Source organism: Acinetobacter sp. M5A5_2a (assembly GCF_053345265.1).
This window is the reverse complement of the sequence record NZ_JBKEZV010000006.1, coordinates 184,370-208,294: the sequence shown is the minus strand read 5'-3', so window position 1 is coordinate 208,294 and position 23,925 is coordinate 184,370. Positions and strand designations below refer to the sequence as shown.

Genomic DNA, 23,925 nt, shown 5'->3' with positions numbered 1-23,925 from the left:
GGCTTTACCTCTATTTAATGCAAATTTTCGTTCCAATGGCTGAGCCACTGTTCTGGGGTTGAGTATTTTAAATAGATTTGAAGTGCTTTTGCATAGAGATCTGCATGACTATGTGCATCACTAATGACAATTTTTGCAGTTTTCGTCCACTCACTAATTGCATAGCGTTGATCAATACCACCAAAGGTCACCTGAGTCGTAAGAATCGGAACACAGCCATTTGTATAGAGCTCATCTAATGTTGCTAGTAACTCTTGATTAACAGCTATGTTTCCAGTACCAAAACCTTGCAATACTAAAAATTGAGGTGGGGCTGGCAGTAAATTTCGTAATTGTTGAACGAGCTGAGTGGTTGCAATAGGTTGCATCATCCAATTCAAGATTTGAAAAGATGCTGCACGCTCGATTTGCGTATCTTGCAGAATTAACCCGTTTTGCTGAGGTGTAAATTCAGACTCAGCTTTAAGACCGGAAAAAGCGTCAAGTTCAGTCGTATGTGTCTTTAACACAGTTTGGGCATGAAATACTTGATGATGAAAAGCAAGGTAAGTACCCACAGGTAAGCTAATCGCCTGCTCTAATGCAAGATATAGATTATCAATTGCATCGGTAAACTCACGGGTATCATTTCCTTGAATATTCAGGAGAGGATATTGACTGCCAGTAATAACTATATGGCAGCTCTGGCCTAGAAAACGAGCTAGAGTCGCTGCAGCATAACTGAGAGTATCTGTACCATGAATAACGACGAAGTGCTGATAGCCTTCAAGTTGTAGTTGTTGTATGCGTTGAATAAGACGTAGCCAGTCGGGCGCTGTACAAGCACTGCTATCTACAATATTTGGGGCAGCAAAACAGTCGACCATTAAGTGAGGTGGTATAACTTTTTCAAGTTGAGGTAAGAATTGGTCATATGGCATAGGCGCTAAAGGTTCACCTACACAGCCAAAAGTACCACCCATATAAAATAAGGCTATTTTTTTCATCTTTTTCAGGCACAAAAGCAGTCATCTTTGACTGCTTATGGTAAAACGATCAGCCTTAAGAAGCTATGCGATTTAGTAGATTTTTCGCGCGTTGTTGTTGCTCTGTGTTGAATTTTTGCTCATTATTTGCCAACAAGGCGTGCGCTGCTGGGTAAGCACCTAAACTGATATATTGCTCTGCAAGTTTTAAGTCGAGTTCATTTTCATCTAACTGTTTTAATTCTGGAAAAGCCTGAACAAGTGGGTCGTTGTTTTCAGGGCTAAGTTCTGATTCATTTAAATTCGGTTGATTATCTTCAGACTCTATAGGATTTAAAGAAAACTCAAGGGTTTCAACTGATAATGGCTGAGTTTGAATATTTTCTTCTAAGACGATTTCTTGAGAGTTATTGCTTTGTGAATCAGACTCTTTGTCTATTGAAAAATTACTAAAATCAAGATCAATGTCTGGTGTAGAGGTTGTATCAACTTTGATTGTTTCAACAGTCAATTCAGAGGTAGTCTCAAGATACTTTTCTGCTTTATTTGGGATAGACTCTAAATCAAATGAAAACTCTAAAGTATTTAAGTCATTTGTTTCACTGGTTGTTTCAGTGCTAATTTTATCTTCAGGTTTAGCAGAATCGACTTCTGTTGTTTTTTGCTCAAATGAGAAATTAAATTCCAGAGGTTCAACTTCAACAGCAGGTTCTTGCTTTACAGGTGTATAGTCTTTCTGCAAGTCATCAAAAGAAGCTTCAGAAGAACTTGTTGTTAACTGGTCAAACTGAGCTGTTGTGTCTGGTGTATTTTTTGGCTCTTCGTGTGTTTGAGCTTGAGGGAAATCGATAGCATCAGGTTGTCTTGATGACTCATATTCTTTTTGTCTAGTTTCGGCTTGAGTCACGATTTCATGCAATGCCAGACTTCGAATATGACTAATCAGTTGTGTTATGGCAAATTCATCTTTCTGTGCAATATGAACTTCAAGCAATAATAAATAAAGCTCATGTTGAGTATTATCTTTTTTTAGCGCCTGATTTACTTGAGCTTCAGCGGCTGAATATTGCTTTTCTTGAATGAGCTGTTTGATTTTTTGACGTACAGCTTCTGGAAGAGGGCTGCTTTGTGGAATAGGTGGAAGAGTTTCTTCTACCACATTTACTTTACTTTTTTCACGCGAGTTTTTACTCGATTTAGAATTTGCTTTTTTATTGGTTTTTTTATTTACCGTTTTAGGGGAGGTGGCCTCTTGCTTCTGGCTATTCTCGCGTTTTTTAAAAATAACAGCGACCACGAGCAATATGATGAACGGAATCACATATAACATTACTTTCCCCTTAAAAAATAAATATTTGCAATATAAAGCGAGCTAACTCTGGTTTTAACTTAATGTTTTTGCTTGTGAGTGTTTTGCTGTGCTTGTAACTGCTGTTGTAACTCTGCCAAACGCGCATTCAAAAGTTGAATACGTTGGTCTTTTAACCGTAAAGTTTGATTTAATTTGGTTACATTCCTTTGTAATGTAACGTTTTTTTCTCTTTTTGTCATAACTTTTACTGCTAACTCAGTATTGTTTTGACTTTGTTGTGTGCTCTTTTTAGCACTTCCATGTGTAGAATTTTGGCTGTTTTCAGCCACGATACTCATTTCTGCTTGTTGCAAACGGTATTTAGCTTTGCCAGAAGGTGATTTTGCAGTATGCGTTATTTCTGTTTTTGATTTATTTTGCTGAGTTTTAGAGACAGGAGTATGGGCGAGTTTTAGAGCGATTCCCTGACGTAAACGGTTTACATCACCTTGAATAAAAGCATGCTGGTTTTGTTTTTGGATATCGTGCATGACTTTCGCAACTGGCTGTTTGGTTTTCGCTGCAATACGATTAGCAATGCTCCATAGAGACTCATTGTGTTGTACTACATATTTACCTGAAGTTACTGGTCCTCTAGATGGACTTATGGTTTGTTTCTTTGCAGCATTTTGACTGAGATTTTTGGATGGAACAGATTTCTTTTGTACTGCTAACTTTTTAACTGGTGTTTTTGGCGAATTATTTGCATCTGACTTCTTAATAGCAGATGTAATTTGATTTTTTGTTGCTGCCTGATCAGGAATAGTGCTTGTTACAACTTGTTGAGCCGAAGAGTTTTCGCTAAGTGGCGCAGATGAATTTGTATTTATCGTTGGGACAGTCCCAGACTTGATATTCAGGTTTTGTTCACTATTCGAGTTAGTGGTAGCTAGGGCAGGAGCAGATGAAGTATATCGGGTACTTTCCGGCAGATTTAAAGCAATATCTTTTTCATTCACAATAAGCTGAGGCGATAAAGTACTTTCGTTATTTTCGGTCTTTTTTATAGCAGAAGGCTTAATTACAGTTTTGATATGCTGTAAACGAGTTGCAGAACCTTCACTGATTTTTACAACAATATTGAGCTCGGGATCAATAACAGGACGGGATGAGGTAATGACAATAACCCCAGAGCCTTGACCATTTTGTCGTGTATAAAAATTAAGATTTCCCGGAGGTTGATGAGTCACACCCAAAGCACTTAAATCTTCGGGGGTTGCTAAACTGACTTGCAAAGTAGAATTGGGATCAGCTTGCTGGAAGTTCATTTCTGCATATAACAAATCGCCGGGTGCGGACTGAATTTGTATAGGGTCTAATGTAATCGCATAAATAGATGGCGAAGACATAATGGTGAAAATGGCAATTTTTAATTTGTTATAAACAGTCATCTCAATCCATGACCTAATAAGTCGTAAAGTCGTTCAAAATTATACAATAATGAAATGTAAATAAATTGTAAATTTTTCACAAACCAGTTACGAAAAAGCCGATCTAATGTGATCGGCTTTTTGTTTTGACTGAATAATTCAGACCAAATTATGAGCTTTTGTATTCTACTAAGATACGTAACATACGACGTAAAGGTTCAGCAGCACCCCAAAGTAACTGATCGCCTACTGTGAATGCGCCTAAATATTCTTTACCCATGTTAAGTTTGCGCAAACGGCCAACAGGTACAGTTAAGGTACCAGTTACAGCAACAGGTGTAAGGTCAGTCATAGACGCTTCACGAGTGTTTGGTACAACTTTCGCCCATTGGTTTGAAGTACGAATCATATCTTCGATTTCATCAAGTGGGACATCTTTTTTCAACTTGATCGTCAATGCTTGAGAATGACAACGCATCGCGCCAATACGGACACAGTGACCATCGATAGGAACAATTTGTGAGTTACCCAAGATCTTGTTGGTTTCAACTTGACCTTTCCATTCTTCTTTTGACTGACCGCTTTCAAGTTGCTTATCAATGTAAGGAATCAACGATCCAGCTAATGGCACGCCAAAGTTAGCAGATGGGAAACCTTCGCCACGTTGTAACTCGGCAACTTGACGGTCAATATCCAAAATTGCAGATTTAGGATCATCTAGCAACGTTTTGGTATTGTTATATAAGTAGCCCATACCAGTAATTAGCTCACGCATGTTTTGTGCGCCAGCGCCTGATGCTGCTTGATAAGTCATAGCAGTCATCCACTCCACCAAATTGTTTTGGAAAAGTGAACCTAAACCCATCAACATAAGCGATACAGTACAGTTACCGCCTACGAAAGTTTTGGTGCCGTTAGCCAAACCATCTTTGATAACGTTAAGGTTTACTGGGTCAAGAACGATGATTGCGTCATCTGACATACGTAAAGTTGAGGCTGCATCAATCCAGTAGCCATTCCAGCCAGTTGCTTTTAACTGTGGGAAAACTTCAGACGTATAGTCACCACCTTGACAGGTAATAATGACATCCATTTGCTTCAGACTATTAATGTCTGTAGCTTCCATAAGTGCTGGGGCAGTCTTACCACCAAATGAAGGAGCTTCACCACCTGCATTACTGGTAGAGAAATAAAATGGCTCAATATGAGCAAAATCATTCTCTTCAACCATACGTTGCATAAGGACGGAACCGACCATCCCGCGCCAACCGACCAGACCTACTTTCATGTCATTTTGCCTCGGTGCGTTAAAATTGTTAGGGGGAGTTGAGTGTATCAAAAGTGTCCACAACTGCAAGCGTTACAGAAACAAAACACCATGTTTATTGAGTAGAATATCTTGTTTATGTTACATAAAAAATTGATAAAGATGACAAAAACTTTAAAAACCAAATCATCTTAAAAGAGAAAATTCAATGATTTATATCGAAGTTCTAACTGGTCTAGTGATTTGGTTAAGTTTCTGGTCACTTATTCCTCGTGATGAGTGGTGGTTTCGGGGCGCCGATTTCCCGCGTTTGCAGATTCTATTTGTTGGATTATTAGCCTTTGTCGGGATGTTGTTTTGGCCGACCGAATGGAATCTATGGCGTGAAATATTGCTTGCTGTGCTCATCGCTGCCATAGCGTATCAGCTTAAAATGGTTTTGCCTTATACCTTGCTCTGGAAAAAACAGGTTAAACAGGTGAGATCATCTCAGTTAGACCCGCAAAAGCAAATTTCATTAATTGTATCGAATGTTCTAACCCCTAATGATAAGTATCATTTACTTCTTGAGCAGATCACTCAATTAAAACCAGATTTGTTGCTTACACTGGAAAGTGATAAGACGTGGGAAAATGCTTTAAAAGAAATTGAAGAAGATTATCCTTATCGCGTTCCAGTGCCTTTAGATAATTTATACGGAATGCATTTATATAGCCGTTTACCTTTATCAAATACGGAAGTGAAATTTATTTTAAGTGATGAAACTCCTTCTATTCATACCACGGTGACTTTACGATCTGGTATGCCAGTTCAACTCTATTGTTTGCATCCTAAGCCACCGAGTCCAACCGAGGCGAAAGATTCGACTTTACGTGATGCAGAGCTTTTAATTGTTGGAGATCAGATTAAAGACTTAGATGAAAGCTGTATTGTGATGGGGGATTTAAACGACGTAGCATGGTCACGTACTACACGTTTATTTCAACGTATTAGCGGGCTACTTGATCCACGGGTTGGGCGACATTTCATTAATACCTTCCATGCAGATTATCCATTGTTGCGTTGGTCTTTAGATCATATTTTTCATAGTACCGATTTTGGTCTGGTTAAAATGCAGCGTTTGCCACATATTGGATCGGATCATTTTCCTGTATATGTCGTTTTGCAGACTGGTCGGGTGTTTGAACAAGTTCAAGAGGAATTGGAGCAAACTCAAAACGATGATGAAGAGGCCCAAAGTGCCATACAGGAAGGTATTGCAAAGGCTGAAAAAGAAGAAAAAATTGTGAGTGATAAAATTGCGCAGCCTTATAAATAAAAAGAATATAAAAATTAATGTAAGCAATATCGTACAAAGATTTGAGTCTAGGGCGAATAGGCAGGGGATTATAAAAACCTTATTCTACATTCATCGGCACACGGAAACGGGAATGGACGATCCCACGTAAGGATACACAAAGCTGATATGGAATAGCATCATGGATTAGATGTTGGAACGGAAACGATAAAAATAACGATTAACCTGAAAGCACAACCTCATTTACCCGAGTTTTGCAGGACGCAGAACTCGGGTTAATATTATATATATACCTTATTTAATTCATTGCAAATAAAAGAAATATTGTTAAGTTAATCTTAATTTAAAAAGCTATTTAACTATAGGTAATAGTTCATAAGTTCTTTATATATCTGAGCAATTTTCAATGAAAATAGATACAAATTTTTTTTTTGATAAGTTTTTGTTTTTATAGATTATTGATGAATAAATATAGGCTTTGATCTATTTAGATATAAATTGGGGTTGTTTAATTGGCAAATCTCAATAGAATGTGCCGATCGTTGACATGTTGGATCGTCAACAGGCATTGTTGTTTATTTCGCCGGATCGGCGAGTTGTGATTTGTTTGTGCATTTAAATTTCTGTTTGGAAATTATTGTACATATTGAGGTTTCACTCTTAGTTAGTGGTCTTCTCCCTCTCATATTTGATACTTTGCGGTGCATAAGGATTGTCTTATGAAGAATTTTAAATTTAGCCTTGCTTGGCAAATTTTAATTGCTTTAGTCCTAGGGATAGTTGTAGGGGCTGTTTTACATAACCAGCCTGAAATCAAAGATAGTATTGTGAATAATGTTCTTACACCAATGGGTAAGATCTTTATTAGCCTGATCAAAATGATTGTTATTCCAATCGTTTTCTCTACCTTAATTTTAGGTATTGCAGGTGTTGGCAGTACGAAAAGTTTAGGGCGTCTTGGTTTTAAAACCATTCTCTATTTTGAAATTATTACCACGATTGCCATTTTAGTTGGTTTGGTTGCGGCAAATATCTTCCATCCTGGTTCAGGCATTGATATGTCTCAACTGGTTCAAACCGATATTTCTCAATATAAGAGTACAGCTCAAGAAGTTGGTTCTCAATCGCATGGTTTGGTACAGACAGTTTTGTCAATGATTCCAACCAATATTATTAACTCGATGGCACATGGCGAAATGTTGCCAGTGATTTTCTTCGCCGTGTTATTTGGTATTGGTTTATCTTCATTGCCAGAGAAGACCAAAGATCCATTGTTAAGCGTATTTCATGCTGTGTCAGAAACAATGTTCCGTGTGACACACATCATTATGAAATATGCACCATTTGGTGTGTTTGGTTTGATCGCTGTAACTGTTGCGAACTTCGGTTTCGCATCATTAATTCCATTAGCTAAATTAGTGGTATTAGTTTACGTAGCTATCTTATTCTTTGCTTTTGTGGTTTTAGGAATCACTGCAAAAATATTCGGTATCAATATCCTTATTCTAATGAAAATATTGAAAGATGAACTGATCTTAGCTTACTCAACAGCGAGCTCGGAAACTGTTCTACCGCGTATTATGCAAAAAATGGAAGACTACGGTGCACCAAAAGCAATTTCTAGTTTTGTAATTCCAACGGGTTATTCATTTAACCTTGACGGTTCAACACTTTACCAAAGTATTGCAGCTATCTTTATTGCGCAGCTTTATGGTATTGACATGTCAATTGGTCAACAAGTTCTTTTAGTTGTAACTTTAATGATTACTTCTAAAGGTATTGCTGGTGTTCCTGGTGTATCATTCGTGGTGTTATTAGCTACGTTACATACAGTTGGTATTCCACTTGAAGGCTTAGCATTTATTGCTGGTGTTGACCGTATCATGGATATGGCGCGTACCGCATTGAACGTTGTAGGTAATGCGCTTGCAGTACTTGTGATTAGTAAATGGGAAAAACAATACGACAGCGAGAAAGCAGCAGCTTATGAGGCAACTTATAAATAATCTGCCTTGTTATTGTAGTAAAAACCCGCGTTGATCGCGGGTTTTTTTATGAGGTTATTTCAGTACAGATTCATATAGGGCCAGTGTCTGATCACACATGTCTTTCAAGCTAAACATGGTAACAGGGGCAACGACTTGAGGCTGTTCAATATGCTTTTCCACAGTTTCCACTAAAACCTTTTCATTTCCTACTTCAACAAGACCTTGTGGATACACATTAGATAAAATCTCGGCAACACCTCCACGGTTCCAGCCAATGACTGGCGTACCTACTGAGAGCGCTTCTAAGGCTGTTCTGCCAAATGTTTCTGCCTGATTGGATAGAGAGAGCACAATATCGCTAAAAGCGAGCCATTCACGTATATCTGAGCGATGCCCTACGAAGGTAATTTTATCTGCGAGTCCTTTACTTTGAATGGTGCTTTGCAGCTCACTTAAATAGGCTTGTTTTTTTGTGTCAGCACCACCAACAACAACCGCATGTAGTTGTGGATATTGCGACTGAAGCTGTTGCATCAGTTCAATTAAACTCTCATGGCCCTTTAAACGCGTAATACGGCCAGGCAAGCAAAGTAAAAACTTATTTTCGAGCTCAGGAAAGTCATTAAAAACTTGATTAAACCATTGCGCTGGAGGGTGATAGTTATGCGGAAAAGCGGTTGGGTCAATTCCACGATAAATCCGAACAATATCTTGGGGAGGGCAATTTTTATAATGGTCAGTAATGTATTTAACCACGCTGTCAGAAACAGCAATGACTTTCTCGGCTTGAGTCATAATTGCGCTATAACGATTGACTGAGTAGAAGCCATGTACCGTGCTAATGAGATGCGGGCGTTTATGTGTAGGTATTTTTCTTAAAGCAAAATGAGTTAACCATGCTGGTACACGAGAGCGTACATGAACAATGTCGGGTTGATGCTGTTCAATAAGCTGGCGTAAAGGCCGGATCTGCCACAAGCTTGAAAGTGACTTTTTATGAATCGGTAGCGTTAAGTGTTTAGAACCCTCAGCTTCGAGCTGTGAGACTAAACGCCCGCCGTTGGATACGACTAATGACTGATGTCCTTGTGCAACAAGCGCACGTGCGATTTCAAGTGTGCCGCGTTCTACGCCACCGCTGTTGAGTTCTGGGAGAAGTTGCATCACTTTCATTATTTTTTGCCTTATAAGTTCCTAGAAGATGGATGATTCATAGATACATCGTCATCTCAAACAATAAATCTATATCTGGAATTCACAATCGTGATAGCGACATGGATGTCGCCGTTTCGCTGTGTTACAAGGAAGTAACATCAGCGGAACAAAGGATTTTTGCTTACTTTTTATCCCTAAAAAGTAAGGTCTGCCTATTCGAAACTATTTGAATATCACTTTAAATCGAGGCTGTGCCTACTACTAATTTAAGATCATTACAGCTTTATCTTAATAGATTTCTTCATATCCTTCAGGACGTGTCTTAAATCTGCGGTGGAACCACATATATTGAGTCGGTGCGATTCGAAGTTGTTTTTCGATAATTTTATTGACTCGTGTTGCATCATCAACTTCATCTTCACTTGGCATATTGTCGACCGCAGGTTCAATCAGAACATGATATTTGGGGTTCTTAATATCTCCATGGCGATAGAAATATAAAGGCACGGCGACTGCTTTTGAGATTTTCAATAAGCGGCGGTGTGCAGTGACTGTGGCAGCAGGTACACCAAAGAAAGGTGCCATAACACCTTGTTTGAGTCCAAAGTCTTGATCTGGGCTATACCAAATTGCATCGCCATCTTTAAGATGACGAATTAAACCACGCATATCATCATGATCGATTTGTGCTTTATAGATGGTGCCACGGCAACGATAAATAAGCATATCGAGTAATGGATTATTTTGAGGGCGATAGACAACATCAGGTTCAAAATATTGAGCACAAAGATAGCCGCCTGCATCAAGAAGCGTGCTATGAGTCCCAAGTAATAAAACACCTTTGCCTTGAGCTTGAGCATTGGTAATGTGCTCTAAACCTTCAATAGTGACTCGGTTTTTAAACCAGCGCGGGTTGTACCACGCATTTAAGGTTTCAAACACGCCAAGCATCATATCGACAAAAACTTGTTGAGCTTGCTGTTGAACTTTATCGGCAGACCATTCAGGAAAGCAGACTTCTAAATTACGAATAGTTGTTTTACGGCGTGATTTTAGATATTTCCAAGCCAGATGAGCTACGCTATGCGCCAGACGCCATTGTATGGCCCATGGTAAAATAGCCAAAAGCATTAAAAAAACAATAGAAATCCAAACACCCCAATATTTAGGCAGTAAAAAGGACCATTGAAATTCACCGGGCGTATAGGGCTGCTTTTGGCTCATAACGATATAAAGATTTCAAAAAATTAAAACTGGCAAAAGTGTATCACGAACTGAATTTATCGTCGTAATACACTGTTCAATTGAGTGTTAAGAGATTTTGAAATAAGAAGGCTGGGTTATCGGCGATTTTCTAAAAGAATTTTAACAGCAAGTCCTGCTAATACAGTTCCCATGAGCCAGCGTTGTATATTTGCCCAAAGAGGCTTTTCTTGTAGAAAAAGTGCAATGCTACCTGCGGAAAGTACAATAAGAGCATTTACTGAAACGCTTACAAAAATTTGAATCGTACCAAGTTGAATTGATTGCCATAAAATACTGCCTTGTTGTGGGTGAATAAACTGTGGCAGTAAAGATAAATACATAATGGCAATTTTAGGATTAAGCAAGTTTGTGGCAAAACCCATTAAAAAAAGTTTAGCTGGGGAATCTACTGATAAATCTTTTACATTAAAAATAGGGGAGGCATTTGGGCGTAGTGCTTTCCATGCAAGCCAGAGTAAATAAATTGCACCCGCAATACGAATAGTGTCATAGGCGTAGGGAACAGCAACAATTAACGCCGTAATACCAAAAGATGCGCAAAGCATATAAAAGATAAAACCTGCAGCTACCCCGCCTAAAGAGATAAATCCTGCTGTTTTCCCTTGGCAAATTGAGCGGGAAATCAGGTAAATCATATTGGGGCCAGGAGTGAGTACCATCGCCAAACAAATTAGTCCAAATGCCAAAATTTGAGAAAGCTCCAGCATGCGAAATCACTCCAATATTATTATGCATATACATATAACATAATTATTTTTATAAGTCTTATATTCAAGCACAAGGCTATTTTAAAATACTAAAAATAGCGAAGATATAATCCATTATAGGAATGTGATATAGAAGCTTTGATTTTAAAAAAGCTTATATTCTTAATATAAAAAAAGAGCCCCCTTAATTTAAGGAGGCTCTTTTACGTTCTTTTTTGCAAAGTAAAGCTGATTAGTTTCCTTTACTCATTTGTTCAAGCACGTCCCAACGTTCCAATTTTTCAAGTAATAACTCGTCAATTTCTGTAAGACGTTGGCTTGCTTTTGTTGCTGCATCAGCATCTTTAATAAACCATGAACCATCTGCAAGTTTCTCAGAAAGTTCTGCTTGCTCCTTTTCTAGGTTTTCAATTTCAGCGGGTAATTGTTCAAGTTCACGCTGATCTTTATAACTCAGTTTGACCTTTTTAACGGTACTTTGGGCGGCAGCTTTGTCTGCTTCAGCTTTTGCCTGAGCTTTTTTAACGTCAGATTTCTGATCTACTACTTTGTCATCTGGACGTTGTTGCAAATAGTCTTGGTAGCCACCGATGTACTCAGCAATATTGCCTTTACCATCAAATACCCATGTAGATGTTACTACGTTATCCATAAATGCACGGTCATGGCTAATGAGAAGCAACGTACCTTTATAATCAGATAACATTTCTTCAAGTAGCTCAAGAGTCACCATATCCAAGTCATTGGTTGGTTCATCCATTACAATTAGATTGGATGGTTTGAGTAGTAATTTAGCCAGTAAGATACGATTTCGTTCACCACCAGAAAGTGCTTTTACTGGAGTACGGGCACGTTCAGGTGAAAATAAGAAGTCTTGTAAATAGCTGTAGATGTGACGACGGTTGCCATTTACATCAACGAAGTCAGAGCCTTCTGAAACGTTTGCCATGACTGTTTTTTCAAGGTCTAAGGCATTACGCAACTGGTCAAAATAGGCAACTTCTAACTGTGTACCTGTTTTAACTGAACCGCCATGTTCGAGTTCACCTAAAATGGCTTTAATCAATGTCGTTTTACCAACGCCGTTATCACCTACTAAGCCAATACGATCACCACGCATAACAAGGGTAGAGAAATCTTTGATCAGTAAATTGTCATCGTAAGCTACGCTTAAATGTTCGATATCAAATACTAATTTACCCGAGCGATTTGCATCTTGAGTTGCCATACTCACTTTGCCTTGTTGTGAGCGACGTGCTTTAGATTCTTCTCGTAAATCTTTTAAAGCGCGAACACGGCCTTCATTACGCGTACGACGTGCCTTAATACCTTGGCGAATCCAAGCTTCTTCTTCAGCTAATTTTTTATCAAATAAAGCATTCTGTTTTTCTTCTGCTTCCATTTGCTGAGCTTTGAGCTCTAAATAGCGTGAATAATTGCCCTCATAACCTCGTAGAATGCCTCGATCGAGTTCCACAATTCGAGTTGCAATACTATCTACAAAAGAACGGTCATGCGAAATAAACAGAAGCGTTAAATTATTTTGATCGAGTAAAAACTTTTCTAACCATTCAATACTTTCAACATCTAAATGGTTCGTTGGTTCGTCTAGAAGTAATACGTCCGGTTGAGTTAATAAAGCGCGTGCAAGTAAGACACGGCGTTTACGTCCACCAGAAAGGTCTGCTAAGTCTGCATTTGGATCAAGTCCCATTTTGCTTAGAAGAGCATTTACTTTATTTTCGAGTGCCCAACCGTCTAGTTGGTCTAGCTTATGCTGAAGGTTACCCATACGGTCACAGGCTTCCATATCTCCTAGCATACAAGCGTCAGTCGCTTCATGATACGCTCTGAGTACTTCTGAAGCTTCTCCTGCACCATCTGCCACAATGTCAGCTACTTTGCCAGAGTCCATTGGAACGTCTTGGGCTAACATTGAAACAGTTAGACCATTTTGAATGGAAACTTCACCAGAATCTGGTAATAGGCTTCCCTCGATCAGTTTAAGTAAAGTAGACTTACCTTCACCATTACGACCAATTAAACAGACTCGTTCGCCACGTTCTAGATTAAAGTTCGCGCCATCGAGCAAGGCAGGTCCGCCAAAAGCAAGTTGGACATCCCTTAGGGTAATATAGGCCATAATGTTTTCCAGAATCTCAAATGAGGATTTAAATGACTAAACCACCATATCATGATGATCAAGCGTCATTGTCCGCACCCATTGAAGATTTGCAAGTGCGAATTACATTTTTGGATGATTTAGTTGAAGAATTAAATCAACAACTCGCTATTCAGACCCAAGAAATAGCTGATTTAAAAAAACAAATGCAATTTCTTTATCAACGTATGGAATCATCGGATTTATCAGAAGGTATTGCCGCTTTTGACCCATTAACCAATAAACCTCCTCACTATTAATAAAATGGCAAGTTCAATACTTGCCATTTTATTAGGGGATATTTATTAATTTTGCTTAAAAACCATGTAATACGATTTTCCCTTTTGTTGTACCACTTTCAATTTGTTGGTGAGCCAGTTTTAGGTTTTGAGCATTAATTGGGCTTAAAACTTGCGAAAGAGTCGTCTTGATTTTACCTGCGTCAACAAGTTCGGAAACCTCATTGAGTAACTCACTTTGTTTAACCATGTCTTGGGTTTGATACATAGAACGAGTGAACATAAATTCCCAGTGCACTGATACAGACTTAGATTTAAAAGGTTTAATATCTAACTGTGCCGGATCATCAATTAAGCCAAAATGACCTTGTGGTGCAATCAACTCTACGATATCTGATAAATGTCGATCTGTTTGAGTGGTCGAAAACACATATAAAGGTGCATTTAAACCTAATTGCTTGATTTGTGCTGTTAAAGGTTGACTATGATCTAGTACATAATCAGCACCGAGTTGTTTAATCCATTCTTTAGTTTCTGCTCGTGAAGCGGTAGAAATAATCGTTAGGTTAGTCAGTTGCTTGAGTAGTTGAATTGTGATTGAACCAACACCGCCAGCCCCACCAATCACTAATATGGATGTATTTTCTGGGGCAGCTTTTGGGACCTGTAACCGATCAAATAACATTTCCCACGCCGTGATTGCGGTTAAAGGAAGGGCCGCTGCTTCTCTTGGTTCTAAGGTCTTTGGTTTATGGCCCACAATACGTTCATCAACCAACTGCAATTCACTATTACTGCCTTGGCGATTGAGTGCACCTGCATACCAGACTTCATCTCCGATTTTAAATTGTGAAACTTGATCTCCAATTGCTTCAACGACACCTACCGCATCCCAACCAAGAGTTTTCCATTGATTATTCTCTGCATTCACATTGTTGCGAATTTTAGTATCTACCGGATTCACAGAAATTGCCTGAACACTAACAAGTAGATCATGGCCCTCTGCAACAGGTGTCTCTAGTTCGACGTCAACGAGTGCCTCTGGCGATGTAATGGGACCTGCTTTTTGGTATGCCACAGCTTTCATAATAATAATTCCTCTTGTTGGGAGTTTGATCATAACGTAAGCTTAAATTTGGTGACTACAGACAAATAACGCTCATAGTGTCAAAAAGGATACTGTAAAATGGCAAAAGCACGGCATTCAAGTTTTGATTGTTCTCCTGGTTGTTCAGTTGAGGCAGCCATTAGTTTGATTGACGGAAAGTGGAAATGCGTCATTCTTTGGCATTTATTTAATGAAGGCACTTTAAGGTTTAATGAAATCCGAAAGCGTGTTCCAAGCATTACTCAAAGAATGCTGACAAATCAGTTACGTGAGTTAGAACAAGACGGAATTATCCATCGGGAAGTTTATCCTCAAGTTCCGCCTAAGGTTGAGTACTCTCTAACTGATTTAGGGCGGAGTCTAGAGCAAATTTTGTTTGCTTTAAAACTATGGGGAGATGCCCATCTTGATCAATTCGGTAAATTGACATTGGTTGCGAGCGATCAGAACCCTTAAACATATTTAAATAATCTCACGGCAATTTGCACCTTGAAATACCGATATTTTGGGCCTTGCGATCTTATCGGGCATTATTTTTATGATGTAACTTGCGTTTTCTGGTCAGCTTATGCAACTCTAATAAAAGAGATTAATAGGTTTTGCTATGGACAATATGGGAATTTGGGTTACCGTTATCATTGTTCTTTTCGTACTAGGCTCCATTTTTGGTTTAAGAGTGAGCCCACGTGAAAAGGCACTTGGTATTATGCGAGATAAAGCCCGTAAAATAGGGTTGCATCCACGTGTAATTGTTGCACCTGAATGGACACATGTCCCAATGGCTACTGAAAAACGTGCCAGCATGGTTGCTTATTATAGTGTATTGATTCCTGATGCCCGTTTATCTTTAATGCGTGCTCGCGTTATAGACGGCAAGTTAAAAGTAATTCAGGGTGATGAGAAATTTAATGATTCTCCCATTGCATTAAAAGGGATTTATGCTATTGATATGCAGGCAAACTGTGTAGGGCTTTATTGGGATGAGGAATCAGACCTAAGAGCGACACAATTAGATGAGATGAAGGCTTATCTGTTGGCCTTGGCTAAAGCCTGATTTTTAAATTTATTGGTATAGGAATAACATTTTATATGGCGAATACCTCGCGCTCTGCATCTCAAAGCACAGCATCTACTGCACCTGCTGCACCTAAACGTGCCTTAGTGATTGTGGAGTCGCCTGCCAAAGCGAAAACCATCAATAAATATTTGGGTTCGCAATTCATTGTAAAGTCTTCTGTAGGTCACGTACGTGACTTGCCAACAGGCGGCAGTAAATCAACAGAGAAAAAGCCGGCTGCCCGGACTAAACTCACCGAAGCCGAAAAAGAACAAAAAGCTAGTCAGGCTTTAGTTAATCGTATGGGGGTTGATCCTGAACATGGTTGGGAAGCTCATTACGAAGTTCTGCCTGGTAAAGAAAATGTTGTTGCTGAACTCAAAAAACTCGCCAAAGATGCCGATGCAATCTATCTCGCAACGGACTTGGATAGAGAAGGGGAAGCCATTGCTTGGCACCTAAGAGAAGTTATCGGTGGTGATGACAGTCGTTATCACCGCGTGGTGTTCAACGAAATTACCAAAAATGCCATTCAAGAAGCATTTAAACAGCCAACACGTCTAGATCTAAATCGTGTAAATGCTCAGCAAGCACGCCGTTTCTTAGACCGTGTAGTGGGCTTTATGGTTTCGCCATTACTTTGGGAAAAAATTGCCCGTGGTTTATCTGCCGGACGTGTGCAGTCAGTAGCAGTGAAACTGGTTGTAGAGCGTGAGCGTGAAATCCGTGCTTTTATTCCAGAAGAATATTGGCAAGTTTTTGCAGATACTCAGTCCAAAAAAGATGATATTCGTCTTGAAGCATTTAGACAGGCTGGTAAAACCCTTAAACTGAAAAATAAAGCTGAAACTGATGCTTTATTAGATGTTTTAAAAGGTGCTGAATATAAAGTTGCACAGCGTGAAGATAAACCGACTAAGGTCAATCCAAGTGCACCTTATATCACCTCAACGTTACAGCAAGCTGCAAGTACGCGTTTAGGCTTTTCTGTAAAGAAAACCATGATGCTGGCGCAGCGCTTGTATGAGGCAGGTTTTATTACCTATATGCGTACTGACTCAACTTTCTTGAGTGATGATGCAGTAAGCATGGTACGTGCACATATTGAAAGCCAATATGGTGAAAAATATATACCTGCAAAGCCAAACCGCTATGGTAACAAAGCGGGTGCTCAAGAAGCCCATGAAGCGATTCGTCCGTCAAATGTTGCGCTTACTGGCGATCAACTTGCGGGTGTAGAACGTGATGCTCAACGTCTATATGATTTGATCTGGCGTCAATTTGTTGCGTGTCAAATGACTCCAGCAGAATATTTATCTTCTACTTTGATTGTTGAAGCAGCGAATGTTGAGTTAAAGGCGAAAGGCCGTACGCTTGTATTTGAAGGCTTCACTAAAGTACGTGGAGCGAATAAGTCAGATGACGATATTATTTTACCTGCAATTAAAGTAGGCGAAATTTTAAAATTAGAAAAGTTAGATCCAAGTCAGCACTTTACTAAACCACCTGCACGTTTTACTGAAGCATCTTTAGTTAAAGAGCTTGAAAAACGTAGTATTGGCCGTCCTTCGACCTATGCAGCTATTATTTCTACCATTCAGGAACGTGGTTACGTTAAGTTAGAAAACCGTCGTCTTTTCGCCGAAAAAATGGGTGAAATTGTGACGGATCGTCTGGATGAAAGTTTTAATAATTTGATGAACTATGCCTTTACGGCAGATCTTGAAGGTCAGCTTGATAAAGTTGCAACAGGCGAGCGTAACTGGAAAGAGTTACTAGACACTTTCTATGGCGACTTTAAAAAACGTTTAACTAATGCTCAAGGTGAGCAGGGAATGCGCCGTAACCAACCGGTTGAAGTACCTGCAGTACATTGCCCTGAATGCTCACGTCCAATGCAGATTCGTACGGGTACAACTGGTGTATTCTTAGGATGTTCTGGCTATAACTTGCCACCTAAAGAACGTTGTAAAGGTACACTGAACTTAACACCTGTTGAGTCGTTAGCTGCTCTATCTGATGATGATGGTGCTGAAACAGCAGACTTGATGTCAAAGCATCGCTGTGAGAAATGTGGCACAGCCATGGACAGCTATGTGATTGATGGTGGTCGTAAACTGCACGTATGTGGTAACAACCCGGACTGTGATGGTTTTGAGCTTGAAGAAGGTGAGTTCAAGATCAAGGGTTATGATGGCCCAACGATCCCATGTGACAAATGTGATGGTGAAATGCAGCTTAAGACGGGTCGTTTTGGTCCATATTTCGCTTGTACCAGCTGTGACAATACACGTAAAGTCTTGAAGAGTGGTCAACCTGCACCTCCACGTGTAGAACCGATCAAGATGGAACACCTACGTTCAGTGAAACATGATGACTTCTTTGTGTTACGTGATGGCGCAGCAGGTTTATTCTTGGCAGCGAGTAAATTCCCGAAAATTCGTGAAACACGCGCACCAAAAGTAGCAGAGTTACGTAGTGTTGCAGCTCAACTTGATCCGAAATATCAATTTATTTTGCAAGCACCAGATGTAGACCCAGAAGGTAATCCAGCAGTTGTGAAATTCAGTCGTAAGAATCAATCACAATATGTAGGCTCGGAAACACCAGAGGGTAAACAAACCAAATGGAGCCTGATTTATCAAGATGGTAAATGGGTTGAGGGTTAAACAAGCCCACTATAAAAAATGCTAGCTCAGCTAGCATTTTTTATATCTAAAACAATAAAAGAAAATTTTAATTTTATGGGGAATAAGAATGTGGAAAAACATTCGGGTCTTATGCTTATTAATTATTTTATTGATTGTTGCTGTTCAGGCATGGCGAGATCAAAATCAAGACTGGAATCACACAGTTGTAGTCGTTCTACATCCAGTGAATGCTGATGGTTTACAGACAACACAGACTTATACTGATCAATTGAAAAATGAAGATTTTTGGGCAATTAAAAACTATCTAGATGAATGGTCACAGCATTATCATGGGCAAACAGGAAACTTTGTAATTCGTTTAGGACAACAGTTACAGCAACGACCACCAGAGGTTCCTGAAAATGCCAATATCTTGCATGTTATGTGGTGGAGCCTAAAGTTTCGTTTTTATGCATGGCGCCAACAACAACCTGAAGATAGTGGAGCCTCACTCAAACTTTACTTAAATTATTATGATCCAAATTATCAGAAAGTCTTGATCCATTCGACTGCTTTAGAAAAAGGTCGCATTGGTAGTGTTAATTTATTTGCGACCAAAACACAAGCTTTACAAAATCAAGTCGTCATCGTTCATGAGCTTTTGCATGGCTTTGGAGCACAGGATAAATATGATTTAAAAACAGGACAGCCGATTTATCCTCTAGGTTATGCTCAACCAGAAAAAATTCCTCTTTATCCGCAAACTCAAGCTGAAATTATGGGAGGTCGCACTGCCTTATCTGAGCAGAGTAGTAAAATGCCCAATAATTTACAAGAAACGATCATAGGTTTACCTACTGCCCGAGAAATTGGCTGGGTGAAATAAAACTGTGGATAAATACTGCTTTATCCACATCAATTGTTAAAAAACGATGCAGATTTTATACAGACAAAAAGTGTGAAGTACATCACTATTGTTAGGTAGATGAAATTCTAATACCTGATAATAAGAGTAGCCATGATGAAAACTGTAGGTAATGATTTGGTACGTAATCAGTTACATGCTGACCGTAAATGGTATTTGATATTAGGCTTTGTGCTTATTGGTTTTGGTCTGATTTTATTTAGTTCATTGCCATTTGCGACTTTTTCGGTCGTTTTTTTATTTGGAATACTTATGATGGTCGGCGGTGTCTTGCATCTTGTCGCAGCTATGAGTGTTTTTAAAGGTGCAAGCCGATGGCTATGGGCACTGTTTGGTGTGCTTTATCTCATGGCTGGCTATTACGCTTTTTCTACTCCAGTCACTACAGCTGTGGTTTTGACAAGCCTATTATCTATAGCGCTTATCATTGCTGGTGCTATACGTACTATAAATGCAATTTTACTTAAGCCTATTACAGGATGGGGCTGGACCTTGTTTTCAGGACTGCTCACCTTATTTACAGGTATTCTAATTTTGGTTTCTAAAGATTCACCTTTTTGGGTGCTGGGAATGTTCCTTGCTGTTGATATCTTATTTCAGGGAATTAACTTCCTTGGTTTAGCTTCAGCCATCAAATATCTTCCATCTAGTTCAAAAACAGTATCTTAAAAAATAATATCGACTCAAAGAGCACTTTAAGTGCTCTTTTTGTTTTTAGGACGGGCAGACCCATCTTTGCTGGGCTCTGTTAAACTATGCCTTGGTGTGTTAGCGATATGTGTTATGAGTCTTGCAAAATTAATTAATGAACTAAATGCTCAGCAAAAAAAAGCAGCAACAACGTCTGCGCAGAACTGTTTAGTTTTGGCGGGTGCTGGTTGTGGCAAGACTAAAACGATTGTTGCTCGTGCTGCCTATTTAATTGATCAAGGCTTACCAGCGAACCAAATTCAGATTTTAACTTTTACTCGACGTGCTGCGAGTGAGATTGTTGCAAGAGTAGAGCAACATGTGGGAGCACAGGCAAAGGGTCTGAGAGCTTCAACTTTTCATACTTTTTGTATGTATTTACTGCGCCGTAATCCACAAGCTTTTGGGTTAAATCAATTTAGTATTATTGATCGTGATGATCAGTTGCTCATGTTTCGCTTATTAAGAGGCAAAGACAAAGATAACGTCTTACCTAAAGCCGCAGAGCTATGCGATTTATATTCTTATGCCCGAAATACTCAAACAAAACTTTCTGAAGCATTAATCAAACAGCTTCCAGAAGCCTATGAGCATAAGACTCAAATTGCAGATTTGATGAAAACCTATGAGCAACGTAAAAGAGAACGTAATTTTTTAGATTATGACGATATTTTGTCAATTGTAGCTGTCCATTTGCAAAATTCTGAAGCACTCACCAACTGGGTTGCAGGTTTTTGTCAGGCACTGCTGGTTGATGAAATGCAAGATACCAATCCTTTGCAGTGGGCTTTATTACAACCATTGATTGGCAAAGTGAAGCTGTTTTGTGTTGGAGATGATGCCCAGTCGATTTATGGTTTTCGCGGTGCAGACTTTGAAAATATCCATTCTTTTAAAGAGCGGATACCTGACGCAGTCATTCATACACTGGATTTAAATTACCGTTCGACCCAAGAAATCTTGGATTTATCAAACTGGTTGCTGGCACATAGCCCAATTGATTATCAAAAACAGCTGCAAGCACATCGTGGGCAAGGGCAAAAACCTCAGCTACACCTATTTGGTAATGAGTATGAAGAAGCAAACTGGATTGCACAGGACTTAATAACGCGACATCAGCAAGGTGCAAGCTGGCACGACCATATGATTTTAGTGCGTTCTGGCTATAGTGCACGATATCTGGAAGGGGCTTTTATTGCTGCTGAATTACCTTACCGTTTTATTGGTGGGGTAAAACTTCTTGAGTCTGCTCATGTGAAAGACGTACTTAGCCTGCTACGTATTGTGAGCAATCCTCACGATGATTTGGCGTGGATGCGTTTTTTAACCTTGTGGGATGGTATTGGTGATGTTGGTGCAAGTAAGCTCGCTCAAGATCTGATGGGAATTGCTGATGTTGAGGAGCGCTGCAATCGTCTAGAACGTCATGGCAAAGTTCCTTTACAGGCTATTTTAATTTTAAAGCAGTTAGATGTATTGCAGCAGCATGTTGAAGCAAGTATTGGCTTAGCACTCGATGCTTTAGGTGAACAACTCGAGCAAAATTATAAAACTAAAGATTGGTCACGCCGGTTAAAAGATTTTGATTTGGTCAAACAACTTGCACGTAAACATGCATCTTTAGGGGAGTTCCTTGAAGAATATGTGCTTGAACCTATTTCAGTTTCTGAAATTGAAAAAGCAGCTGATCAGGATTTAGTGACTTTAATTACAATTCATTCAGCTAAAGGTGCTGAACAGAAAGTCTGTTATGTACCTCATGTATCACCAAATCAATATCCTTATGCAAGAGCGCAAGGCGATTTTGATGATGTCGAAGAAGAGCGCCGCGTATTGTATGTTGCATTAACACGTGCAGAAAATGAATTAATTTTGACTAAGCAAAACCTCAATACATGGTCAGAAGACAATTATGACGAACAAGGTCGTAAAATCGAAAGTTATTTCCTAAATGATCTTCCTGCACATTTGGTTCAGGCAAAGATTCATAGGCAAGTACCTCAGCCATTTACTAAAAAGCAATGGAACCGTTCACCTGCAGTAAATTTAGGTTTTGGTATCGATCTGGATTAAACTACTGTATAAGACACTGTGATTACTTAAATATATTGGCTGCTCCCTTTTATTGCCAATTAAGGTTAGAAAATGAAGATATTAGTTCGTAATTTAGATCGTGCTGTGAGTGAAACTGAAATTTTAGAGTTATTCAAAGCATTTGGTAAAGTTGAAACGTGTGTTCTTGTTACTGATAAAGACACAGGTAAATCGAAAGGTTTTGGTTTTGTTGAAATGCCTAACCCACGTGAAGCAATTAAGGCAATTAAAGGCTTAAACCTGCTTAAAGTTAAAGGCAATGGAATTCGCGTTAAAGCAGCTGAAGAATAAGTCTTCAGTGTGAAAAGACAGTTTTTAGCTCTTTCGATTGTCGCGCCAAATGGTACTCGTATCGCTGAAGGTATAAAAACACTTGAAGTGCGTTCATGGGTACCTACAAAACTGCCAATCAAAGATCTATTAATTGTCGAGAACCAAAATTTTTTGGTTAAAGATACTGATGAAGAACAGGGAGTTGCTGTCGCTTTGGTTGATATCGACTCTATTCATGCTTGGCGAAATGATGAAATTGAGCCCGCATGTGCAACTGCTTGGGACGAGGGATATTTTGCTTGGGTTTTAAGTAATGTTCGTCCTATAAAGCAGCCTTTAAAAACTTTAGCTAAACGTAAAATTTATCAAGTTGAGCTGGATTTACCATAAATAACGTTGATTTTATTAATGGAGTCGTTAAGCTAAAGATTAGCTGTTGCAATAGCGATTTTAGAACAGGAAAGTTTAGTTATGTCACGTGTTGCTCGTTATCATGCCGATCGTACCAATCAGAAGCTCTATTTTGCGCGCTTAGCGTGTCAACAGGCTGAACAGACCGATCATGTGCAGCAGATACAAGCTCACCGTGAAGCAGCTGTATTCCACCTACATGGTGCAATGTTAGCTTTCTTGCAAGAATTGGTACGTTATTATCGTTTAAATGATTTACAACCTACCTTAAAATCTATTGAGGAACATATGGCGGCAAAAGGGCAGGTTTCTCCTGAAGTCTCTGTTTTGCAGCAATTGGCAAAAGATGGTTTCGTTGCTGAGTTAAAGCGAGCTTATCGTATGTGCCAATATGCGCCGGAACCAAAAGAGCCGACCCCTGAAGAAGAGACATCGTCTAACCTGATTATCAAAGTAACTCAAGGTCCTCAATCTTGGTTGCCTGATGTCAAAATTTTGCGTGAATGGCATCGAGAATTAACCCATTTAATTGATGGTTTTCGTAATGAAATGGTCGAGTTCTAAAATTAAACTGTCCTAGTGCTTGAAATTTGGTGTGGATGTGCCTATATAAATAAGACAAGAGATGCAAAGTGCAAGGGTGCTTTGCCACCATGTTGAAACATGGAGGAAGTATATGTCTATACAGCAATTGAAAGAGTTATTTGGAAATCAAGAAGCAGTGTTGGAATTAGTCCAACTCGAAGGTGGTGAACTTGCCTTGCGTAATGCCGGTTCTGAGAATGAACCCTTGGTCAAAATTCAATTTAGCGATGAAGTAAAAGCAATCTTAGGTGAACAAACACCTGTGGTTGCCCAACATATGATTCAGGCTGCATTGTTTGGACTGCTTGAGAAGCAGGTAAATGAGTGGCAGGCTGAGGTAGTAGATGAACAGCCTAAATTCTTGAGCTAATAAAAAGCGTACTCTT

General features: G+C 39.2%; 22 protein-coding genes. 13 read left to right on the top strand and 9 right to left on the bottom strand.

The window, feature by feature from the left end; translation table 11 throughout:
* Window positions 1-14: 14 nt before the first annotated feature.
* The 4 genes from ACLBWE_RS09745 to asd all read right to left on the bottom strand — a co-directional run bounded on the left by ACLBWE_RS09745 (window position 15) and on the right by asd (window position 4,974).
* Window positions 15-986 (bottom strand): asparaginase, encoded by a 972-nt coding sequence (locus tag ACLBWE_RS09745; RefSeq protein ID WP_447602572.1) that lies wholly within the window; start codon window positions 984-986, stop codon window positions 15-17.
* Window positions 987-1,041: 55 nt separating this feature from the next.
* The gene (locus ACLBWE_RS09740) at window positions 1,042-2,295 is read right to left on the bottom strand and encodes a hypothetical protein (protein ID WP_447602570.1); all 1,254 of its coding nucleotides are present in this window, start codon (window positions 2,293-2,295) and stop codon (window positions 1,042-1,044) included.
* Between the two features lie 59 nt (window positions 2,296-2,354).
* Complete coding sequence (locus tag ACLBWE_RS09735; protein WP_198496483.1) at window positions 2,355-3,707, bottom strand: type IV pilus assembly protein FimV; 1,353 nt, start codon at window positions 3,705-3,707, stop codon at window positions 2,355-2,357.
* A gap of 148 nt (window positions 3,708-3,855) precedes the next feature.
* Complete coding sequence (gene asd, locus ACLBWE_RS09730) at window positions 3,856-4,974, bottom strand: aspartate-semialdehyde dehydrogenase (protein ID WP_003654731.1); 1,119 nt, start codon at window positions 4,972-4,974, stop codon at window positions 3,856-3,858.
* 187 nt (window positions 4,975-5,161) lie between these two features.
* On the opposite strand from asd, the gene ACLBWE_RS09725 reads away from it, so the two are divergent.
* Complete coding sequence (locus tag ACLBWE_RS09725; RefSeq protein WP_447602567.1) at window positions 5,162-6,271, top strand: endonuclease/exonuclease/phosphatase family protein; 1,110 nt, start codon at window positions 5,162-5,164, stop codon at window positions 6,269-6,271.
* Window positions 6,272-6,969: 698 nt separating this feature from the next.
* Window positions 6,970-8,256 carry a glutamate/aspartate:proton symporter GltP gene (gene gltP, locus ACLBWE_RS09720; RefSeq protein WP_132070931.1) on the top strand — a complete coding sequence of 429 codons (1,287 nt, stop codon included), beginning with the start codon at window positions 6,970-6,972 and terminating at the stop codon, window positions 8,254-8,256.
* 54 nt (window positions 8,257-8,310) lie between these two features.
* On the opposite strand, the gene ACLBWE_RS09715 is transcribed toward gltP, so the two are convergent.
* The 4 genes from ACLBWE_RS09715 to ACLBWE_RS09700 form a co-directional block, all read right to left on the bottom strand.
* Complete coding sequence (locus ACLBWE_RS09715; RefSeq protein ID WP_447602564.1) at window positions 8,311-9,411, bottom strand: glycosyltransferase family 4 protein; 1,101 nt, start codon at window positions 9,409-9,411, stop codon at window positions 8,311-8,313.
* A 270-nt stretch (window positions 9,412-9,681) separates the two neighbouring features.
* Window positions 9,682-10,617 (bottom strand): LpxL/LpxP family acyltransferase, encoded by a 936-nt coding sequence (locus tag ACLBWE_RS09710; RefSeq protein WP_447602562.1) that lies wholly within the window; start codon window positions 10,615-10,617, stop codon window positions 9,682-9,684.
* Between the two features lie 116 nt (window positions 10,618-10,733).
* Entirely contained in the window at window positions 10,734-11,366 is a 633-nt protein-coding gene (locus ACLBWE_RS09705) for a LysE family translocator (RefSeq protein ID WP_003654740.1), read from the bottom strand.
* A 232-nt stretch (window positions 11,367-11,598) separates the two neighbouring features.
* The gene (locus tag ACLBWE_RS09700) at window positions 11,599-13,509 is read right to left on the bottom strand and encodes an ATP-binding cassette domain-containing protein (protein WP_127493218.1); all 1,911 of its coding nucleotides are present in this window, start codon (window positions 13,507-13,509) and stop codon (window positions 11,599-11,601) included.
* Window positions 13,510-13,541: 32 nt separating this feature from the next.
* Here ACLBWE_RS09700 and ACLBWE_RS09695 point away from each other — a divergent pair, with 32 nt between their 5' ends.
* Complete coding sequence (locus ACLBWE_RS09695) at window positions 13,542-13,787, top strand: SlyX family protein (protein WP_003654743.1); 246 nt, start codon at window positions 13,542-13,544, stop codon at window positions 13,785-13,787.
* Window positions 13,788-13,842: 55 nt separating this feature from the next.
* On the opposite strand, the gene ACLBWE_RS09690 is transcribed toward ACLBWE_RS09695, so the two are convergent.
* Window positions 13,843-14,853: a zinc-binding alcohol dehydrogenase family protein gene (locus ACLBWE_RS09690; protein WP_348949672.1), complete on the bottom strand. Its 1,011-nt coding sequence runs from the start codon at window positions 14,851-14,853 to the stop codon at window positions 13,843-13,845.
* A 99-nt stretch (window positions 14,854-14,952) separates the two neighbouring features.
* On the opposite strand from ACLBWE_RS09690, the gene ACLBWE_RS09685 reads away from it, so the two are divergent.
* The 10 genes from ACLBWE_RS09685 to ACLBWE_RS09640 all read left to right on the top strand — a co-directional run bounded on the left by ACLBWE_RS09685 (window position 14,953) and on the right by ACLBWE_RS09640 (window position 23,909).
* Window positions 14,953-15,330, top strand: coding sequence for a winged helix-turn-helix transcriptional regulator (locus tag ACLBWE_RS09685; protein WP_003654748.1), 378 nt, complete (start codon window positions 14,953-14,955; stop codon window positions 15,328-15,330).
* Window positions 15,331-15,478: 148 nt separating this feature from the next.
* Window positions 15,479-15,928 (top strand): hypothetical protein, encoded by a 450-nt coding sequence (locus ACLBWE_RS09680; RefSeq protein ID WP_003654749.1) that lies wholly within the window; start codon window positions 15,479-15,481, stop codon window positions 15,926-15,928.
* A gap of 35 nt (window positions 15,929-15,963) precedes the next feature.
* On the top strand, window positions 15,964-18,600 hold the full coding sequence (gene topA, locus ACLBWE_RS09675) for a type I DNA topoisomerase (protein WP_447602557.1): 2,637 nt from the start codon (window positions 15,964-15,966) through the stop codon (window positions 18,598-18,600).
* Window positions 18,601-18,688: 88 nt separating this feature from the next.
* Window positions 18,689-19,447: a hypothetical protein gene (locus ACLBWE_RS09670; protein ID WP_447602555.1), complete on the top strand. Its 759-nt coding sequence runs from the start codon at window positions 18,689-18,691 to the stop codon at window positions 19,445-19,447.
* Between the two features lie 135 nt (window positions 19,448-19,582).
* Window positions 19,583-20,155: an HdeD family acid-resistance protein gene (locus ACLBWE_RS09665; RefSeq protein WP_447602725.1), complete on the top strand. Its 573-nt coding sequence runs from the start codon at window positions 19,583-19,585 to the stop codon at window positions 20,153-20,155.
* 114 nt (window positions 20,156-20,269) lie between these two features.
* The gene (locus tag ACLBWE_RS09660; protein ID WP_447602553.1) at window positions 20,270-22,249 is read left to right on the top strand and encodes an ATP-dependent helicase; all 1,980 of its coding nucleotides are present in this window, start codon (window positions 20,270-20,272) and stop codon (window positions 22,247-22,249) included.
* Window positions 22,250-22,321: 72 nt separating this feature from the next.
* Window positions 22,322-22,561: an RNA recognition motif domain-containing protein gene (locus ACLBWE_RS09655; RefSeq protein WP_003654760.1), complete on the top strand. Its 240-nt coding sequence runs from the start codon at window positions 22,322-22,324 to the stop codon at window positions 22,559-22,561.
* 9 nt (window positions 22,562-22,570) lie between these two features.
* Window positions 22,571-22,933 (top strand): ASCH domain-containing protein, encoded by a 363-nt coding sequence (locus ACLBWE_RS09650; protein ID WP_447602551.1) that lies wholly within the window; start codon window positions 22,571-22,573, stop codon window positions 22,931-22,933.
* An 81-nt stretch (window positions 22,934-23,014) separates the two neighbouring features.
* Window positions 23,015-23,518, top strand: a complete 504-nt coding sequence (locus ACLBWE_RS09645) for a DUF6586 family protein (RefSeq protein ID WP_003654765.1) — start codon at window positions 23,015-23,017, stop codon at window positions 23,516-23,518.
* 112 nt (window positions 23,519-23,630) lie between these two features.
* Window positions 23,631-23,909 carry a hypothetical protein gene (locus ACLBWE_RS09640; protein WP_003654767.1) on the top strand — a complete coding sequence of 93 codons (279 nt, stop codon included), beginning with the start codon at window positions 23,631-23,633 and terminating at the stop codon, window positions 23,907-23,909.
* Window positions 23,910-23,925 lie beyond the last annotated feature (16 nt).

What these genes read in the sequence shown, in the direction of transcription:
- ACLBWE_RS09745 (WP_447602572.1), bottom strand. Translation starts at nt 986, where the DNA reads ATGAAAAAAATAGCCTTATTTTATATGGGTGGTACTTTTGGCTGTGTA.
- ACLBWE_RS09740 (WP_447602570.1), bottom strand. Translation starts at nt 2,295, where the DNA reads ATGTTATATGTGATTCCGTTCATCATATTGCTCGTGGTCGCTGTTATT.
- ACLBWE_RS09735 (WP_198496483.1), bottom strand. Translation starts at nt 3,707, where the DNA reads ATGACTGTTTATAACAAATTAAAAATTGCCATTTTCACCATTATGTCT.
- asd (WP_003654731.1), bottom strand. Translation starts at nt 4,974, where the DNA reads ATGAAAGTAGGTCTGGTCGGTTGGCGCGGGATGGTCGGTTCCGTCCTT.
- ACLBWE_RS09725 (WP_447602567.1), top strand. Translation starts at nt 5,162, where the DNA reads ATGATTTATATCGAAGTTCTAACTGGTCTAGTGATTTGGTTAAGTTTC.
- gltP (WP_132070931.1), top strand. Translation starts at nt 6,970, where the DNA reads ATGAAGAATTTTAAATTTAGCCTTGCTTGGCAAATTTTAATTGCTTTA.
- ACLBWE_RS09715 (WP_447602564.1), bottom strand. Translation starts at nt 9,411, where the DNA reads ATGAAAGTGATGCAACTTCTCCCAGAACTCAACAGCGGTGGCGTAGAA.
- ACLBWE_RS09710 (WP_447602562.1), bottom strand. Translation starts at nt 10,617, where the DNA reads ATGAGCCAAAAGCAGCCCTATACGCCCGGTGAATTTCAATGGTCCTTT.
- ACLBWE_RS09705 (WP_003654740.1), bottom strand. Translation starts at nt 11,366, where the DNA reads ATGCTGGAGCTTTCTCAAATTTTGGCATTTGGACTAATTTGTTTGGCG.
- ACLBWE_RS09700 (WP_127493218.1), bottom strand. Translation starts at nt 13,509, where the DNA reads ATGGCCTATATTACCCTAAGGGATGTCCAACTTGCTTTTGGCGGACCT.
- ACLBWE_RS09695 (WP_003654743.1), top strand. Translation starts at nt 13,542, where the DNA reads ATGACTAAACCACCATATCATGATGATCAAGCGTCATTGTCCGCACCC.
- ACLBWE_RS09690 (WP_348949672.1), bottom strand. Translation starts at nt 14,853, where the DNA reads ATGAAAGCTGTGGCATACCAAAAAGCAGGTCCCATTACATCGCCAGAG.
- ACLBWE_RS09685 (WP_003654748.1), top strand. Translation starts at nt 14,953, where the DNA reads ATGGCAAAAGCACGGCATTCAAGTTTTGATTGTTCTCCTGGTTGTTCA.
- ACLBWE_RS09680 (WP_003654749.1), top strand. Translation starts at nt 15,479, where the DNA reads ATGGACAATATGGGAATTTGGGTTACCGTTATCATTGTTCTTTTCGTA.
- topA (WP_447602557.1), top strand. Translation starts at nt 15,964, where the DNA reads ATGGCGAATACCTCGCGCTCTGCATCTCAAAGCACAGCATCTACTGCA.
- ACLBWE_RS09670 (WP_447602555.1), top strand. Translation starts at nt 18,689, where the DNA reads ATGTGGAAAAACATTCGGGTCTTATGCTTATTAATTATTTTATTGATT.
- ACLBWE_RS09665 (WP_447602725.1), top strand. Translation starts at nt 19,583, where the DNA reads ATGAAAACTGTAGGTAATGATTTGGTACGTAATCAGTTACATGCTGAC.
- ACLBWE_RS09660 (WP_447602553.1), top strand. Translation starts at nt 20,270, where the DNA reads ATGAGTCTTGCAAAATTAATTAATGAACTAAATGCTCAGCAAAAAAAA.
- ACLBWE_RS09655 (WP_003654760.1), top strand. Translation starts at nt 22,322, where the DNA reads ATGAAGATATTAGTTCGTAATTTAGATCGTGCTGTGAGTGAAACTGAA.
- ACLBWE_RS09645 (WP_003654765.1), top strand. Translation starts at nt 23,015, where the DNA reads ATGTCACGTGTTGCTCGTTATCATGCCGATCGTACCAATCAGAAGCTC.
- ACLBWE_RS09640 (WP_003654767.1), top strand. Translation starts at nt 23,631, where the DNA reads ATGTCTATACAGCAATTGAAAGAGTTATTTGGAAATCAAGAAGCAGTG.